At 70.3% G+C, this 14,481-nt stretch carries 15 protein-coding genes and 2 pseudogenes; 15 read left to right on the top strand and 2 right to left on the bottom strand.

Annotated features, from left to right (window positions below; translation table 11 throughout):
• Nucleotides 1–123 precede the first annotated feature (123 nt).
• The 5 genes and pseudogenes from FM051_RS50145 to FM051_RS24505 all read left to right on the top strand — a co-directional run bounded on the left by FM051_RS50145 (nt 124) and on the right by FM051_RS24505 (nt 2,730).
• The gene (locus tag FM051_RS50145; RefSeq protein WP_162470738.1) at nt 124–279 is read left to right on the top strand and encodes a hypothetical protein; all 156 of its coding nucleotides are present in this window, start codon (nt 124–126) and stop codon (nt 277–279) included.
• A pseudogene (locus FM051_RS24515) lies at nt 261–629 on the top strand (ATP-binding cassette domain-containing protein); the annotation flags it as partial. The gene FM051_RS50145 and the pseudogene FM051_RS24515, both read left to right, overlap by 19 nt.
• On the top strand, nt 613–912 hold the full coding sequence (locus tag FM051_RS53730) for a type 2 periplasmic-binding domain-containing protein (RefSeq protein ID WP_338019495.1): 300 nt from the start codon (nt 613–615) through the stop codon (nt 910–912). The pseudogene FM051_RS24515 and the gene FM051_RS53730, both read left to right, overlap by 17 nt.
• A gap of 15 nt (nt 913–927) precedes the next feature.
• On the top strand, nt 928–1,527 hold the full coding sequence (locus tag FM051_RS24510; protein WP_338019494.1) for a type 2 periplasmic-binding domain-containing protein: 600 nt from the start codon (nt 928–930) through the stop codon (nt 1,525–1,527).
• Nucleotides 1,524–2,730 (top strand): annotated as a pseudogene (locus tag FM051_RS24505) (LLM class flavin-dependent oxidoreductase). Before FM051_RS24510 ends, FM051_RS24505 begins: the two are co-directional and overlap by 4 nt.
• Before the next feature lie 30 nt (nt 2,731–2,760).
• Here the strand turns inward: FM051_RS24505 and FM051_RS24500 are convergent.
• Both FM051_RS24500 and FM051_RS24495 read right to left on the bottom strand, forming a co-directional pair.
• Complete coding sequence (locus tag FM051_RS24500; protein ID WP_158847191.1) at nt 2,761–3,864, bottom strand: glycerophosphodiester phosphodiesterase; 1,104 nt, start codon at nt 3,862–3,864, stop codon at nt 2,761–2,763.
• 140 nt (nt 3,865–4,004) lie between these two features.
• Complete coding sequence (locus FM051_RS24495; protein ID WP_158847189.1) at nt 4,005–5,561, bottom strand: Na+/H+ antiporter; 1,557 nt, start codon at nt 5,559–5,561, stop codon at nt 4,005–4,007.
• Nucleotides 5,562–5,589: 28 nt separating this feature from the next.
• On the opposite strand from FM051_RS24495, the gene FM051_RS24490 reads away from it, so the two are divergent.
• The 10 genes from FM051_RS24490 to FM051_RS24445 all read left to right on the top strand — a co-directional run bounded on the left by FM051_RS24490 (nt 5,590) and on the right by FM051_RS24445 (nt 14,479).
• Nucleotides 5,590–5,850, top strand: a complete 261-nt coding sequence (locus tag FM051_RS24490) for a UBP-type zinc finger domain-containing protein (RefSeq protein WP_202918996.1) — start codon at nt 5,590–5,592, stop codon at nt 5,848–5,850.
• A 133-nt stretch (nt 5,851–5,983) separates the two neighbouring features.
• Nucleotides 5,984–7,969, top strand: a complete 1,986-nt coding sequence (locus FM051_RS24485; protein WP_158847185.1) for a TRAP transporter permease — start codon at nt 5,984–5,986, stop codon at nt 7,967–7,969.
• Entirely contained in the window at nt 7,962–8,954 is a 993-nt protein-coding gene (locus FM051_RS24480) for a TAXI family TRAP transporter solute-binding subunit (protein ID WP_158847183.1), read from the top strand. The genes FM051_RS24485 and FM051_RS24480 overlap by 8 nt, the downstream gene beginning before the upstream one ends.
• Before the next feature lie 28 nt (nt 8,955–8,982).
• Nucleotides 8,983–10,239 (top strand): phosphoribosylamine--glycine ligase, encoded by a 1,257-nt coding sequence (purD, locus tag FM051_RS24475; RefSeq protein WP_158847181.1) that lies wholly within the window; start codon nt 8,983–8,985, stop codon nt 10,237–10,239.
• 150 nt (nt 10,240–10,389) lie between these two features.
• The gene (locus FM051_RS24470) at nt 10,390–10,842 is read left to right on the top strand and encodes a hypothetical protein (protein ID WP_158847179.1); all 453 of its coding nucleotides are present in this window, start codon (nt 10,390–10,392) and stop codon (nt 10,840–10,842) included.
• Nucleotides 10,808–11,437, top strand: a complete 630-nt coding sequence (locus FM051_RS24465) for a DUF3558 domain-containing protein (RefSeq protein ID WP_158847177.1) — start codon at nt 10,808–10,810, stop codon at nt 11,435–11,437. Before FM051_RS24470 ends, FM051_RS24465 begins: the two co-directional genes overlap by 35 nt.
• A gap of 9 nt (nt 11,438–11,446) precedes the next feature.
• Nucleotides 11,447–12,724 (top strand): PPE domain-containing protein, encoded by a 1,278-nt coding sequence (locus FM051_RS24460; RefSeq protein WP_158847175.1) that lies wholly within the window; start codon nt 11,447–11,449, stop codon nt 12,722–12,724.
• A 1-nt stretch (nt 12,725) separates the two neighbouring features.
• On the top strand, nt 12,726–13,493 hold the full coding sequence (locus FM051_RS24455) for an ESX secretion-associated protein EspG (RefSeq protein WP_158847173.1): 768 nt from the start codon (nt 12,726–12,728) through the stop codon (nt 13,491–13,493).
• A 111-nt stretch (nt 13,494–13,604) separates the two neighbouring features.
• The gene (locus FM051_RS24450) at nt 13,605–14,135 is read left to right on the top strand and encodes an ESX secretion-associated protein EspG (protein WP_158847171.1); all 531 of its coding nucleotides are present in this window, start codon (nt 13,605–13,607) and stop codon (nt 14,133–14,135) included.
• A 38-nt stretch (nt 14,136–14,173) separates the two neighbouring features.
• Nucleotides 14,174–14,479, top strand: coding sequence for a hypothetical protein (locus FM051_RS24445; RefSeq protein WP_158847169.1), 306 nt, complete (start codon nt 14,174–14,176; stop codon nt 14,477–14,479).
• Nucleotides 14,480–14,481: the final 2 nt, after the last annotated feature.

The raw sequence follows: 14,481 nt of genomic DNA, 5'->3' as shown, positions 1-14,481 counted from the left end.
TCCTGAACCCGCTTTCCGTCGCGTGCGCCCGCTGTCAAACAACGCCGAAAGCCCCCCGATTTCGGGCGGTGGTCGAGCCCTCTCGGGCTGGTCCTGCTGTGGCAGGCCGCGAGCAGCACCGGCGTGCTGCCGGAGGACAAGCTCGCCTCACCGCTGACGGTGTTCCGGTCCGGCTACGAGCTGGTCGTGGACGGCCGGTTGGTCGACGCGTTCCTGGTGTCGTTGAGCCGGGTCGCGGTCGGGTTCGGCATCGGCGAGGAGCCGACGCGTGGCCGTTGACGTTGTCCGGTGGCGAGGCGCAGCGCGTGTCGTTGGCGCGGGCGTTGGTGCGCGAGCCGGAGTTGCTGCTGTTGGGCGAGCCGTTCGGCGCGCTGGACGCGTTGACCCGGCTCGCGATGCACCACCTGGTGGAGCAGTTGTGGCGGGAGCACCGGCCCGCCGTGCTGTTCGTGACCCACGACGTGGACGAGGCCCTGCTGTCGGCCGACCGGGTCGTGGTGCTGGACGAGGGTCGGATCGTGGCCGAGCACCGCGTCGACCTGCCGCGACCGCGGCGCCGTGCGTCCTTTGTGGACCTTCGGGTGGAAGTGCTGTCGGATCTGGGAGTGGACGATGTCGAAGCTGCTTAGCGCCTTGGTGGTCGTGGTGCTGGCGCTGTCGGGGTGCGGCACGGCGGAGTCGTCCGGTGGCGAGGTCGTGCTCCGGGTCGGTGACCAGAAGGGCGGGGCGAAGTCGCTGCTGACCGCGGCCGGGTCGTTGGACGGCTTCCCGTACGAGATCGAGTGGTCGACCTTCACGTCCGGGCCGCCGTTGCTGGAGGCCGCGTCCGCGGGCGCGATCGACGTCGGCGGGGTCGGGAACACGCCGCCGATCTTCGCGGCGGCGGCCAACGCGAAGATCGCCGCGGTGTAATCCGCGCGGGGCAACGTGGAGAGCGACGCGATCCTGGTGCCGGGCGACTCGACGTCGACCTCGGTGAAGGACCTGAAGGGCAGGAACATCGCGGTCGCCAAGGGCAGTTCGGCGCACGGGCAGATCCTGGTGACGCTCGCCGCCGAAGGCCTGACCACCAAGGACGTGACGCTCACGCAGAAACGGGTGGACGCGTGGGCGGTGTGGGACCCGTACACGTCGCAGGCCGAGCAGGAAGCCGGTGCCCGGGTGCTGACCGACGGGCGCGGCAAGGCCAACGGCTACACGTTCCAGGTGGCCTCGCGGGAGGCGTTGGACTCGCCGGGCAGGAGCGAGGCGATCAAGGAGTTCGTGAAGCGGTACAGCCAGGCGCAGCGGTGGGCCGACACGCACCACGAGGAGTGGGCGCAGGCGTGGGCGGCGGAGACCGGGTTGAAGATCGAGGTGGCGCGGGCGGCCGTGGCGCGCGGCGTGGACCTGTCGGTGAAGCTGGGCGACGAGGTGATCGAGTCGGAGCAGGAGTTGGCCGACGCGTTCACGGCGGACGGCACGTTGCCCGGCAAGGTCGATTTCCGGAAGTTCGTGGACACCCGTTTCGCTGGAGAGCTGTCATGAGCGTTGTCCTGCACTGGTTCCTGCCCACGTCCGGTGACGGCCGGACCGTCGTGGAGCGCTTCCACGCCAACCGGTCGTCGGGCCCGTCGGCGGCTCGTGAGCCGGACATCGACTACCTGGCGCAGATCGCGCGGGCGGCCGAGCACAACGGGTTCGAGGGCGTGCTGACGCCGACCGGGACGTGGTGCGAGGACGCGTGGTTGACCACGGCGGCGTTGCTGGCCCGGACGTCGACGTTGAAGTTCCTGGTGGCCTTCCGGCCCGGTGTCATCTCGCCGACGTCGGCCGCGCAGATGGCGTCGACCTACCAGCGGATCTCGCGCGGGCGGCTGCTGCTGAACGTGGTCACCGGTGGTGACGAGATCGAGCAGCGCCGGTTCGGCGACTGGCTCGACCACGACCAGCGGTACGCGCGGACGGACGAGTTCCTGCACGTGGTGCGGGCGGTGTGGTCCGGTCGGCCGGTGGACTTCAGCGGCGAGCACTACCGGGTGTCCGGTGCGACGGTGTCGGTCGCGCCGGACCCGGTGCCGCCGATCTACTTCGGTGGGTCGTCGGACGCGGCGTTGCCGGTCGCGGCGCGGCGTGCCGACGTGTACCTGACGTGGGGCGAGCCGCCGGCGCAGGTGGCGGAGAAGATCGGGCGGGTGCGGGCGTTGGCCGGTGACCGGCCGATCCGCTTCGGTGTCCGGTTGCACACGATCAGCCGTGACACGTCGGCCGAGGCGTGGCGTGAGGCGGAGAAGCTGCTGGAGGCGTTGGACCCGGAGCAGGTGGCGAGGGCGCAGGAGCAGCTGCCGTCGTCGCAGTCCGTGGGGCAGCAGCGGATGGTGGCCCTGCACGGCGGTGACCTGAGCCGCGGGGTGCGCGGGTTGGAGGTCCACCCGGGGCTGTGGGCCGGTGTCGGGCTGGTGCGCGGTGGGGCTGGTGCGCGGTAGGGCCGGTACGGCACTGGTCGGCAGCCACGCGGAGGTGGCGGACCTGATCGAGGAGTACCACGCCATCGGGGTGGAGGAGTTCGTGCTCTCCGGCTACCCGCACCTGGAGGAGGCGTTCTGGTTCGGCGAGGGCGTCCGGCCGATCCTGGCCCGACGCGGCCTCCTGGTCGGTACGGGGCCGGAATCGCCTTCGAGCACGGAATCGTCGGTCCCCTCTGACAGCCTGTCAGTCGGGGGGCCTGATCTCCGGGGGACGCCCGCCTGAGCGCGGGCGTCCCCCGGAATCCGGGACAGGTCAGCCGTTGCGGGCTTCCACGGCGGTGTCGGGGTTGTCGGCGAACACGCCGTCCAGGCCGGTCGCGTAGAACTTCGCGTACTCGCCGAACGCCTTGCCGTAGGCGGCCGGGTCGGTCGAGGTGCGGAAGTCGGCCGGGAGGAACGTGTTCTCGTTGCGGAACGTCCAGGCGTGCACGATCAGGCCGCGCGTGTGGGCATCGCGCACCAGCGTGGTCGGCTCCCGCAGGAAACCCGCCGCGTCACGCGGGATGATCCGGTCCTTCGCCGCGCCGATGCCGGACGCGTAGGTGCGGATCTCGCGCAGGCCGTCCGGCGTCACCAGGTCGCTGTAGGTGCGCTTGTCGCCTGCCTTGACGAAGTCGTACGGCGCGCCCGACGAGTTGATCAGCTGCACCAGCGGCACCCGCAGCTTCGACTTGAGCTGCTTGAGGTTCGCCACCTCGAACGACTGCACGTACACCTTCGCGCCGTGCCGGTTGAGGCCCGTCCGGTTCAGCACGTCGACCAGGCGCGGCTCCAGCGGGAGGCCGATCTCCTGGAAGTACGTCGGGTGCTTGGTCTCCGGGTAGATGCCGATGTCGCGACCCAGCTCGCGGGACAGCCGCCGGGACAGGTCGATGACCTCCTCCAGCGTCGGCACCTCGAACCGGCCGTCGTAGAGCGTGTTGCGCGGCCGGATGTCCGGGATGCGCTCCTTGGCCCGCAGGGTCTTCAGCTCGGCGAGCGTGAAGTCCTCGGTGAACCAGCCGGTGATGGGCGCGCCGTCGATGACCTTGGTGGTCTTGCGGGCCGCGAACTCCTGGTGCGCGGCCACGTCCGTGGTGGCGCCGATCTCGTTCTCGTGCCGCGCGACCAGCTTGCCGTCCTTGGTCGCGACCAGGTCGGGCTCGACGTAGTCGGCGCCCATCCGCGCGGCCAGCTCGTACGCGGCCAGCGTGTGCTCGGGCCGGTACCCCGACGCACCGCGGTGGCCGATCACCAGCGGGCCCTTGCGGGATGACGCCACCTCGGGGTCACCGCTCGCCGACGCGGCCGGGAGCACCACCGCCCCCGCCACCGCGAGCGCCGCGAGCGCCACCCCGACGATCCTCGTCCGCACCATCGCCGACCTCCCCAAAAAGGGTTCCTGCCCGGAGATTCATGACGCGCGGCAGCCTCGTCGCGCACCGCGACGTCCCGGTCACGGTAAGGCGAAGCGGAGACCACGTCACGGTGAACGCGTGGTGGGTGGTCCACCGGTCGTCACTCCCTGGATATGGCCGCTTCCTCAAGGTCGAGTTCGCGCAGCACCCGGAACAGCACCTCGTCGTCGATCTGCCCGCTGTCCCGTGCCTGGATGAACACCTGCCGTTCGGCTTCCAGCATCGTCCGCCGCAGCCGCCGGTACGACGCGGCCGGGCTCTCGTCCTCCTGCCGGCCCAGCCGTTCCCACGCCGCGTTGCCCCGGTGCTCGGCCATGATCCGCAGCCGCTCCACGATGTGCTCGGGCGTGCCGACGTCGCCGCCGATCACCTCGTCCAGCTTTTGCACCGCCGCCTGCGCCGCGGCGTGCTGCACCTGCGCCTCGGCCAGCGCGTCGGTGCGCTCCTCGTCACCCCGGAACGCGAGCTTGCGGATCACGTACGGCAGCGAGAGGCCCTGGATCAGCAGCGTGCCGACGGTGACCACGAACGCGCAGAACACGATCACCTCGCGGCCGGGCAGGTCGAGCGGCAACGCGCTCGCCGCGGCCAGCGACACCACACCGCGCATCCCGGCCCACGACAGCACGGTCACGCCACGCCAGCCGGGTGCCACCTTCTCGCGCTCCCGGATCCGTTTGGAGAGGAACCGGGGCAGGTACGCGGCCGGGTACATCCACAGGAACCGCACCACGATCGTCGCCGCCAGCACGGCCGCCGCCGCCCACACCAGCCCGTAGGTGATGTCCACGTCGCGCACCACGTTCTTCAGCTGCAAGCCGATCAACGCGAACACGAACGACTCCAGCATCGCGTCCACCGACCGCCACACCGCGGTGTCCTGCAGGCGCGTGTAGTACGAGCTGCGCGGGGCGTGGTGCCCGATGTAGAGCCCGGCGATGACGACCGCGAGCACACCGGAGGCGTGGAGTTCTTCGGCGAAGATGTACGCGCCGAACGGCACCAGCATGCCGAGCGCGCTCTCCAGCACACCGTCGTTGAGGCGGTTCCGGATCCACCGCACGCCCCACCCGATCGCCAACCCGATGATCACACCGCCACCCGCGCTGATCACGAACGTGCGCGTGCCGTCGCCCCAGGTGGCGGCGGTGCCGGCGGCTGCCGCGACGGCGACCTTGTAGACCGTCAGCGCGGTCGCGTCGTTGATCAGGCTCTCGCCGGTGAGCAGGGTCATGGTCCGGCGCGGCAGGTTGAGCCGCCGTCCGATCGCGACCGCCGCCACCGCGTCCGGTGGTGCCACCACCGCGCCCAGCACCAGTGCCGCCGGGAGCGACAGGTCGGGCAGCACGAGGTACGCGACCATGCCGACGCCGATCGTGGTGGCCAGCACCAGGCCGACCGCGAGCAGGCCGATCGGCCTCAGGTTCGCCCGGATGTTGTGGTACGAGCTGTCCAGCGCGGCCGAGTAGAGCAGCGGCGGCAGCACCAGAACCAGGATCAGCTCCGGTTCCAGGGCGAACTCGGGCAGCCCCGGGATGAACGACACCGCGAGCCCGACACCCACCAGCACCAGCGGGGCGGACCAGTTGAGGCGCTTGGCCGCCGCTGTGACGAGCAGCGCGCCGACGAGCAACAGGAGCAGTTCCGGTCCGTGCATGGCGCAATCTTGCGTGATGATGGCCGGCATGACCTGTCCCCATGTCTCCGACCTCCCCACCGCGGTCGTCCCGGACAACCCCGACGGCTGCGCGGACTGCCTCGCCGCGGGCGAGCACAACTGGGCCCACCTGCGGATCTGCCTCGCCTGCGGGCACGTCGCGTGCTGCGATTCCAGCCCGCGCCGGCACGCGACCGCGCACTTCCACGCCTCGGAACACCCCGTGATGCGGTCGTTCGAGCCGGGCGAGGACTGGCGCTGGTGCTACGTGGACTCGCGGATCGTCTGATCGTTTGTCCGTCGGCTTGTTTCGGCTTGTTCCGGCGTCTTTACAGTCCCTTTAGACGGTCGGTCTATGGCTGTGACCCGAGACACAAGTAGCTTCGTGAGCGCTCGATCCAGCGCGACACGAAGGGGTGCGCGTGCCGACCAAACCGCAGGTCGAAGTCGATGAACTGATCGCCGAGTACGACGAGGAGCGCCCGTTGCGCACCTTGTCCCGGCGGTGGGAGCTGGGTGTGTGGGTGGCGGGTCTCGCCATCGCGCTGCTCGTGCTCAAGCAGGTGTTCTGGCCGTTCAGCAAGGGCGGCCAGTACTACCTGGTGATCTTCCTGGCGGTCACGTTGCCGCTGGTCTTCCTCTGCTACCGACCGCGCGGCAGGCGCGGTGACGGCGACGACCCCGGTGTCGTGGACTGGGTGGCGGCGGCACTGGCGTTCGTGGTCGGCGCGTACCCGTTGTTCGGCGGGTTCGACGCCTTCCTCGACCGCCAGGGGCAGCTGACCACGCTGGACGTGATCGCCGGGTCCCTGCTGCTGGTGCTCATCCTGGAGGCGTGCCGGCGGACCACCGGCTGGGTGCTGCCGATCGTCTGCGTCGGCTTCATCCTGTTCGCCTACTACGGCGGGTACCTGCCGCCGTCCTGGACGATCTCGCACGCGGGCGTGGACTTCCCGCAGATCATCAACGGCTTCTACAACGACGCCACCGGGTTCTACGGGACGCCGCTGGACGTCGCCGCCACCTACATCGTGCTGTTCACGATCTACGGGTCGGTGCTCAACGCGTCCGGCGCCGGGACGTTCTTCGTGGACATCAGCTTCTCCGCGTTCCGCAAGTCCCGGACCGCACCCGGCCGCACGGCGGCCACGGCGGGGTTCCTGCTCGGCACCGTGTCCGGGTCCGGCACCGCGACGACCGTGTCGCTGGGCGCGGTGACGTGGCCGATGTTGAAGAAAGCGGGCTACCCCAAGGAGAGCGCGGGCGGGCTGCTCGCCGCCTCCGGTATCGGGGCGATCCTGTCGCCGCCGACGCTGGGCGCGGCGGCGTTCATCATCGCGGAGTTCCTGGAGACGTCGTACCTCCAGGTGTTGATCTGGGCGATCCTGCCGACGCTGCTCTACTACCTGGGCATCGCGCTGGCCGTGGAGATCGACGCGCGCAAGTTCGGCGCCAAGCCGGTGGAGATCGACTCGCCGAGCCCGTGGGCGCTGCTCAAGCGCGGCGGGTACCACTTCCTGTCCCTCGCGGTGATCGTGGTGTTCCTGGCGTTGAACATCCCGGTGTTCTCCGCCGTCGTCTACGCGACCGGGGTCGCGGCGGTGTTCGCGCTGGTGGCCAAGCGCGGTGACGTGCGGGAGTGGCTGCGGGCGATGGCGGACTCGCTGTCGATGGGCGTGCGGTCGGCGTTGCCGGTGATCGCGGTGTGCGCGGCGGCCGGCGTGATCACGTCCACCATCACCAAGACCGGGCTGGGCCTGGAGCTGGCCTCGGCGCTGGTGGACCTCGCCGCGGCGATCTCGTCCAACCCGACCGTGGTGCTGTTCGTCACGGTGGTGCTGGCGGCGGTCGCGGTGAGCCTGCTCGGCCTGGCCGTGCCGGTGACCGCGTCGTTCATCATCGCCTGGGTCGTCATCGGGCCCGCGCTGATCGCACTGGACGTGGCCCCCGAGGAAGCGGCCATGTTCATCTTCTACTACGCGGTGCTGTCCGAGGTGACGCCGCCGACGGCGCTCGCCGCCGTGGCCGCCGCCGCCATCACCGGCGGCGACGTGATGAAGACGATGTGGCGGACGTGGAAGTACACGCTGCCCGCGTTCCTCGTGCCGCTGGCGTTCGTGCTGACGGACAACGGCGCCGGGTTGTTGCTGCGCACGTCGTTCCTCGACGGCATGTGGGTGTTCGCCGTCTCCGCGCTGGGCGTGGCCGCGTTGGCCGTGCTCACGGGCGGGTGGCTGTTCGGTCCCGCGCGGTGGCCGGAACGCGCGCTGTGCGCGCCCGCCGCCGTCGCTCTGCTCTACCTGCAACCCGTCACCATCGCCGTCGGCCTGGGTTTCCTGGTGGCCGCGGTGGCGGTGCACGTCGTCCTGCGCCGTAGGACCAACTCGGGAAAGGAACAGCATGCGTAGCTGGGCGCTCAAGGTCGCCGCAGGGGTGCTCTCGGTCGGCCTCGTCGCCGCCGGGTGCGGCGGCAAGCGGACCCCCGACGCCGCCAGTGGCAACGCCGGCGGAGCCGCCTGTGAAGCGGCGGACGGGCGGATCACCATCGCGACCGGCAACTCCGGCGGCGTGTACTACGTCGTCGGCGGCGGGTTGGCGAAGCTGATCAGCGACAACACCAAGCTCAAGGCCACCGCCGCGGAGACCGGCGCGTCGGTGCAGAACATCCAGCAGCTCGTGGCCGGTGACTACGACATGGCGTTCTCGCTGGCCGACACGGCGGCGGACGCGGTCGCGGGCAAGGGCGCGTTCGACGGCAAGCCGCAGCAGGTGCAGGCGCTGACCAGGCTGTACTCGAACTTCACCCAGGTGCTGGTCCGGACCGACTCCGGGATCGACTCGGTGGCCGACATGCGCGGGAAGCGGATCTCCACCGGATCGCCCAAGTCGGGCACCGAGGTGATCGCCAACCGGCTGCTGACCGCGGCCGGGCTGAACCCGGAGACCGACGTCCAGGCGCAGCGGCTCGACCTGGCCAAGACCGCGGACGGGATGAAGGACGGCAGCATCGACGGGCTCGTCTGGTCCGGCGGCCTGCCCACCGCGCAGATCACCGACATCACCACGTCGCTGAAGGACGCGGTCAAGTTCATCGACATCACGCCGCAGCTGGACGCGTTGAAGAAGGTCAACGAGGTGTACGACCGGGGCGTCATCCCGGCCGCCACCTACGGGCAGCCGGCCGACGTGCCGACCGTCGTCGTGCCGAACGTGCTTCTCGTGCGGTCGGACTTCCCGGAGGGCGACGCGTGCGCCGTGACCAAGCTCATCTACGAGAAGAAGTCGGAGCTGGAGGCGGTGCACCCGGCGGCCAAGGACATCGCCGAGGACAAGGCGTCGATGACCGACCCGGTGCCGCTGCACCCCGGCTCGCAGGACGCACTGGGCGGATGACGGGTCGGGTCATCTAGGCTTCCGCACCGTGCGTGTCCTGGTCATCGGGTCTGGCGCCCGTGAACATGCCCTAGTCCTCGCCTTGTCGCGGGACCCTTCGGTGATCGCGTTGGCCTGTGCGCCTGCCAACGCCGGTATCGCCGGCGTGGCGGAGACCTACGGGGTCGACGTCACCGACGGCGGAGCCGTAGCGGCGCTGGCCAAGGAGTGGAACGCCGACCTGGTCGTGATCGGGCCGGAGCAGCCCCTGGTGGCGGGTGCGGCGGACGCCGTGCGCGCCATCGGGATCCCCTGCTTCGGCCCGTCGGCCGCGGCGGCCCGGATCGAGGGGTCCAAGGCGTTCGCGAAGGACGTCATGGCCGCCGCCGGTGTGCCCACGGCGGTCGCGGAGATCGTCGACAACCCGGCCCGGCTCGACGCGGCGCTGACCCACTTCGGCCCGACGTGGGTCGTGAAGGACGACGGCCTGGCCGCCGGCAAGGGCGTGGTGGTCACCACCGACCGCGCCGTGGCCCGCGCGCACGCCATGACGTTGCTCGACCACGGCCACCCGGTGCTGCTGGAATCGTTCCTCGACGGGCCGGAGGTGTCGCTGTTCTGCCTGGTGGACGGCTCCACCGTGGTGCCGCTGCTGCCCGCGCAGGACTTCAAGCGCGTCGGCGTCGGCGACTCCGGCCCGAACACCGGCGGCATGGGCGCCTACTGCCCGCTGCCGTGGGCCCCGCCCGACCTGGTGGACACGATCGTGTCAACCTGCGTCCAGCCGGTCGTCGACGAACTGGCCCGCCGCGACACCCCGTTCACCGGCCTGCTGTACGCGGGCCTGGCCCTGACCTCCACCGGCCCGCAGGTCATCGAGTTCAACTGCCGGTTCGGCGACCCGGAGACCCAGGCCGTCCTGGCCCTCCTCCGCACGCCGCCGGCCGGCGTCTTCCACGCCGCCGCCACCGGCACCCTCGCCTCCCTGCCACCACTGGACTGGGCCGAGGGCTACGCCGTCACCGTCGTGATCGCCGCCGAGGGCTACCCCGGCCGCCCCCGCACGGGCGACGTCGTGACCGGCGCCGAAGCGGAAGGCGTCCTCCACGCGGGCACCCGCCGCCGTGAGGACGGCGCCGTCGTCTCCACCGGCGGCCGAGTCCTCTCGGTGGTCGGCACGGGCCCGACCCTGACCGACGCCCGAACCGACGCCTACCGCCGTGTCGAAGGCGTCCACCTGACCGGCTCCCACCACCGCACCGACATCGCCCTGCGCGCCGCGAACGGCGAGATCGACGTCCCCTGATCGACACGGGAGATCCCGGCTCGAGCGATTGCCAACCCCGCGGGAACCAGGGCGGACGTTTCTTCGTCCAACTACAGACCCGGTTCACGCGGTCGTTGGTAGCCTCGAACCGGGATCGATCCGTTACCGACCGTACGGGGGTAGGACGTCGTGGAACAGGAGAACGGCCTGCTGGGAGCCGTCGCCGCCATGGGGGGAACCGTCGGGCGGGCGATCGGCGAGGTGTTCGCGGCCGAGAAGCAGCTGAGCGACACGATGGCCTCCGGGCCGGGCTCCAGTCAGAAGTTCGACGTGACCAAGGAAACCGTCCTCCAGGCCGGGAAGATCATTCAAGACCAGGCGGGCCGGCTGCGCACGGCGTTGGAAGACGCGGTGATCCTGTTGGGTGTCCAGCTGAACGACCCCGACGAGGTCAACGCCGACATCGCCGCGGCTTGGAACTCCCGGTTGATCGACGGTCCCGAGTCGTATGCCGGGCGGATCGAGCAGTACATCACCAGCCTCAACGGCCTTGTTGAGCAGTTGCGCGGTGCCGCGCGGCAGTACGAGTACACCGAAGACGAAGTGAATGCTGCTCTGGGGGCTGTTCGTGCGTCTGATTAGTGCGATGGTTTCGGCCGGCGTCGCGGTCGCCGTTCTAGCGAGCTGTTCGCCGGGTGAGACGACGGGTGATCCCAAGCCTGCCACGTCCACCGGAGCGGCCGGCGGGACCAGCGATTCGTCAGAGCCCAGTGCCACGAAGACACCGCGTCCCAAAGAATTGAAGCTGGACGGCATCGATCCCTGTGCGACGTACACCACGACGCAGCAGGGTGAGCTCAAGGTCGACGAGGCGCGAAGCCAGCCGCTCGACGTCGTGAAGAGCGGTAGCCCGGCGCCGACCTGCCGGTACCGGTCCAACGGGCAGAGTTTGTTCAGCTACAACGTCGCGCTCGTTTCCGAGGAAGGAATCGAGTACTGGGAGGGTGGCAGCAACCTCGACGTGGACCCCAAGACGGTCTCCGGGTTCGCCGCCTACCAGCTGAAGTTGACCGGCACGTCGGAGGGTTACTGCTCTTACGCCGTCGACGTGGCCGACGGACAGCAGTTGTACGTCCAGTTCTTCCCGATCGGTGACGGCTTCACCCAGGACCAGATGTGCCAGAACGCCGCCAAGGGCGCGGAGCTTGCACTCGCGACCTTGCAAACGCTGAAGTGAGGGGGAGTTGTGACCGGCTTCAGGCAGCTCAAGGATCACCGCTTCGAAGGCTATGACAACCCGGCGCTGGCCGCGTTGGTGCAGCAGTTCTCGACCGGCGACGCCGCGCAGAAGTTCAGCGACGCCTCGCACGCGCTGCGCCAGTTGGCCGCGACCCTCTCCGATACCGACGACACCTTGCGGACCGAGCTGAAGAAGCTCGGCATCGAGTGGCAGGGCGCGGCTGGTGACAACGCGGGCCAGGCGGTGACCGTGTCCGCTGATGTGGCTACGTCCGGTACCGACGCCGCCCAGCAGAACTCCAAGGCCACGGCCGTCCAGGGCGCGACCTACAGCCAGACCCGGAACGGGATGCCGGAGTCGCAGCAGTTGCGCGGTGACACGGACACCAACTTCGCGGACGACGTCGGTGGGTTCTTCGGGTACGAGACCGATCACGCCAAAGAGGTCAAGCAGACGCAGGCTGCTCGTGATCAGGCCATCCGCGGACTCGACCAGTACACCGACGCGAGTCGGGACGCGCTGAACCAGTACCAGGGCATGAACAAGCCGCCGCAGTTCGAGGTGACGACGGCTTCCAGCGTCAGCACGCCGGTCGCGCAGGTGGCGCAGCCCGGTGGCGGGGTGCCCGGTATCCCCGGTGGTGTGCCCGGCGGGGTGCCCGGTGGTACGGGTCAGTTGCCCGGTGGCACGCCCGGCTTGCCGCCGCAGTTGCCCGGCCAGTTGCCGGGTGGCTCGACCGGACAGCTGCCGAACACACCGGGTGGCTCGACCGTGCTCCCGCCTGCCGCACTGGGCAAGTCCGGTGGGTCGAACTTCCCGCTGGGGTTGGGCCTCGGTCTGACCGCAGGGCTGGGGTTGGGTCTGGCGGCGACTCAGGCCCGTGGCGCGCGGGTGGTGCGCAACCCGTCCACGGCGGTGCCCGGTGGCGGCAAGGTGCCCGAAGGGCCTGCCGGTGGCAAGGGGACGAGTGGTGGCGGCGGCGGTGCCGGCAAGGGTGGTGTGCCGGGGATGCCCGGCGCGCTGACCGGCAAGCCGGGTATTTCCGCGACGATCGGTGCCATCGACCCCGACGAGCGGGTGGCCGGCCGTGGTGGTGCTGGTGCCGTCGCGGGTAAGGCCGGTGCCGGTGGCTCGATGTTGCAGCCGGCCGCGACCGCGAAGGGCGGGCCCGGCGAGGAGGACGGCGAGCACGTCCGCAAGTACGGCGTGGACTCCGACGACGTCTTCGGTGACGAGCGGATGGTCGTGCAGTCGGTCATCGGCGACGAGCCCGAGAAGAAGTGAAGTGAGCGGCACGGTTGTCCTTTCCACGCTGGAGTTCGACGTGGCGTGGGAGGGGGAGCGACTCGCGAGGCGCAACGTCGCGTTGGACGTGCCGAGTCCGGGCATCACGCACACCGAGCGTGCCGTGCTGGTCGACCAGGCCTGGCGGTCGCTGGCCGAGCGCGGGTTGGCGGGGAACCGGCGGTTGACGCCCGAGTTGGCCGACGCGTTCGCGCTGCTGGCCAACCCGCAGGTGTCGATCGACCTCTGGATCTGGGTCGACCGCCGCAAGATCAAGGGTCTTGCGGCGGCGGCCGGTGACGAGGGCATCCTCGCCGTGGTGGACGGCGAGGAGGTGTGGCTGATCCAGTCACGCGCCAGCGCGCTGGCCGAAGCGGCGGTATCGGTCGCCGGTGAGATGCCCGCCGGGTACGGGCGGTCCATCAGCCTGCCGAACGACGTGCTGCGCGCGGCGTCCGACGAGGCCGGGCGGGACGCGGAGAAGCTGGTCCTGGCGTTGGAGCGGCACGGGCTGCCGCTGCACGAGGCACAGGAGCTGGCCGGCATGTGCGACGGGATGAGCACCCGCGGCCAGTTCGGGGCCGAACGCGCCCAGCGCGGCGGGCCGCCCGTGCGCGCCGGCCGCGTGGTCGCGTGGCACGACACGCCGTCCGGCCGCTACCTGCACCAGGTCCGGCCCAGTTCGGACGGTCGGAACTGGAGCACCATCACGCCGATCGACAACGCCCGGCTGGCCGGCTGCGTGTGGGAGTTGCTGCAAGAGGTCTGAGTTCCGGGGAAAGACACGGAACCGGGGCGTCCTTCACGGCGTCAGTTCCGGTGCGGGCCTGTGGGGGGCCGGGGAGGGGGGATGTCCGCCGTCATTCAGGAGTGACGTACAGTGACCAAAGCAACCCTCAGTGTAACCGCTTTCCGTGCCGCCTGGGAACACCTCGACCTCGGCGCGATGCCGATCGTCCTGCACGTCCAGGACGAACCCGCGCCGTGGAGCCACCTGACCGCGCAGGGGTTGGCCCGCGGCGGTGAACTCGACCCCTGGCTGGGCGCGGCGTTCAAACTCATCGCCTACCCGCCGCGTTCGGCGGACTTGCGGCTGGGCATCGGCAGATCTGCGGTGCGGGCGCTGGCGGCGTCCACCGGAACCGGCTCGCTGCTGGCCGTGCTGACCCAGGGCCTTCTCACCGTGCGCGAGGTGGACGTCGACCTCGCTACCGCATTGGTCCGGCTGCTGCCCGAACTGCCGGACGGCCGGGTCGGCGGGCCGGAGCTGCGTGGCCAGTTCGGCGCGGCCGCGATCGACCAGAGCGGGCGGCGGAGGCGGGCGGCGGACGTGGTCGACTTCCACGGTCCGACCGATGCCGACGTGCTGCGGGCGAGGATCACCGCGCTGCTGGATGAATTCCTCGCGTAATCGGAGTGTGGTCGCGGGTTTCGCCCTAGAGTCGGGGAATGGCGGTCGCGAAGTTCAACGCCGAGGCGTTGGAGCAGTGCCGGAGCACGGTGAGCACGCAGGCGGGGCAATTCGGGGCGGTGGGTGACGGCTTCTCCGGCCTTTACGCCAATCCGGACATCTTCGGCAAGCTGGCGAGTTCGGGCGGGCTTTCCTCGGCGGCATCCGAACTGGACCGGAAGGCGGGCTCGGAGTTCGCCGCGGCCGAGTCGGTGCTGGGCAAGGTGGAACGCGCGATCGACGCCGTGCAGCAGTCCGTGGTCGACGTGGAGACCGCCAACGCGGACTCCTTCCGGGCGGTGTGACC

Source organism: Saccharothrix deserti, from assembly GCF_009769385.1.
Classification (GTDB): Bacteria; Actinomycetota; Actinomycetes; order Mycobacteriales; family Pseudonocardiaceae; genus Actinosynnema; species Actinosynnema deserti.
Note: the sequence above shows the minus strand (reverse complement) of the source record. Positions and strands in the feature narration are given on the sequence as shown.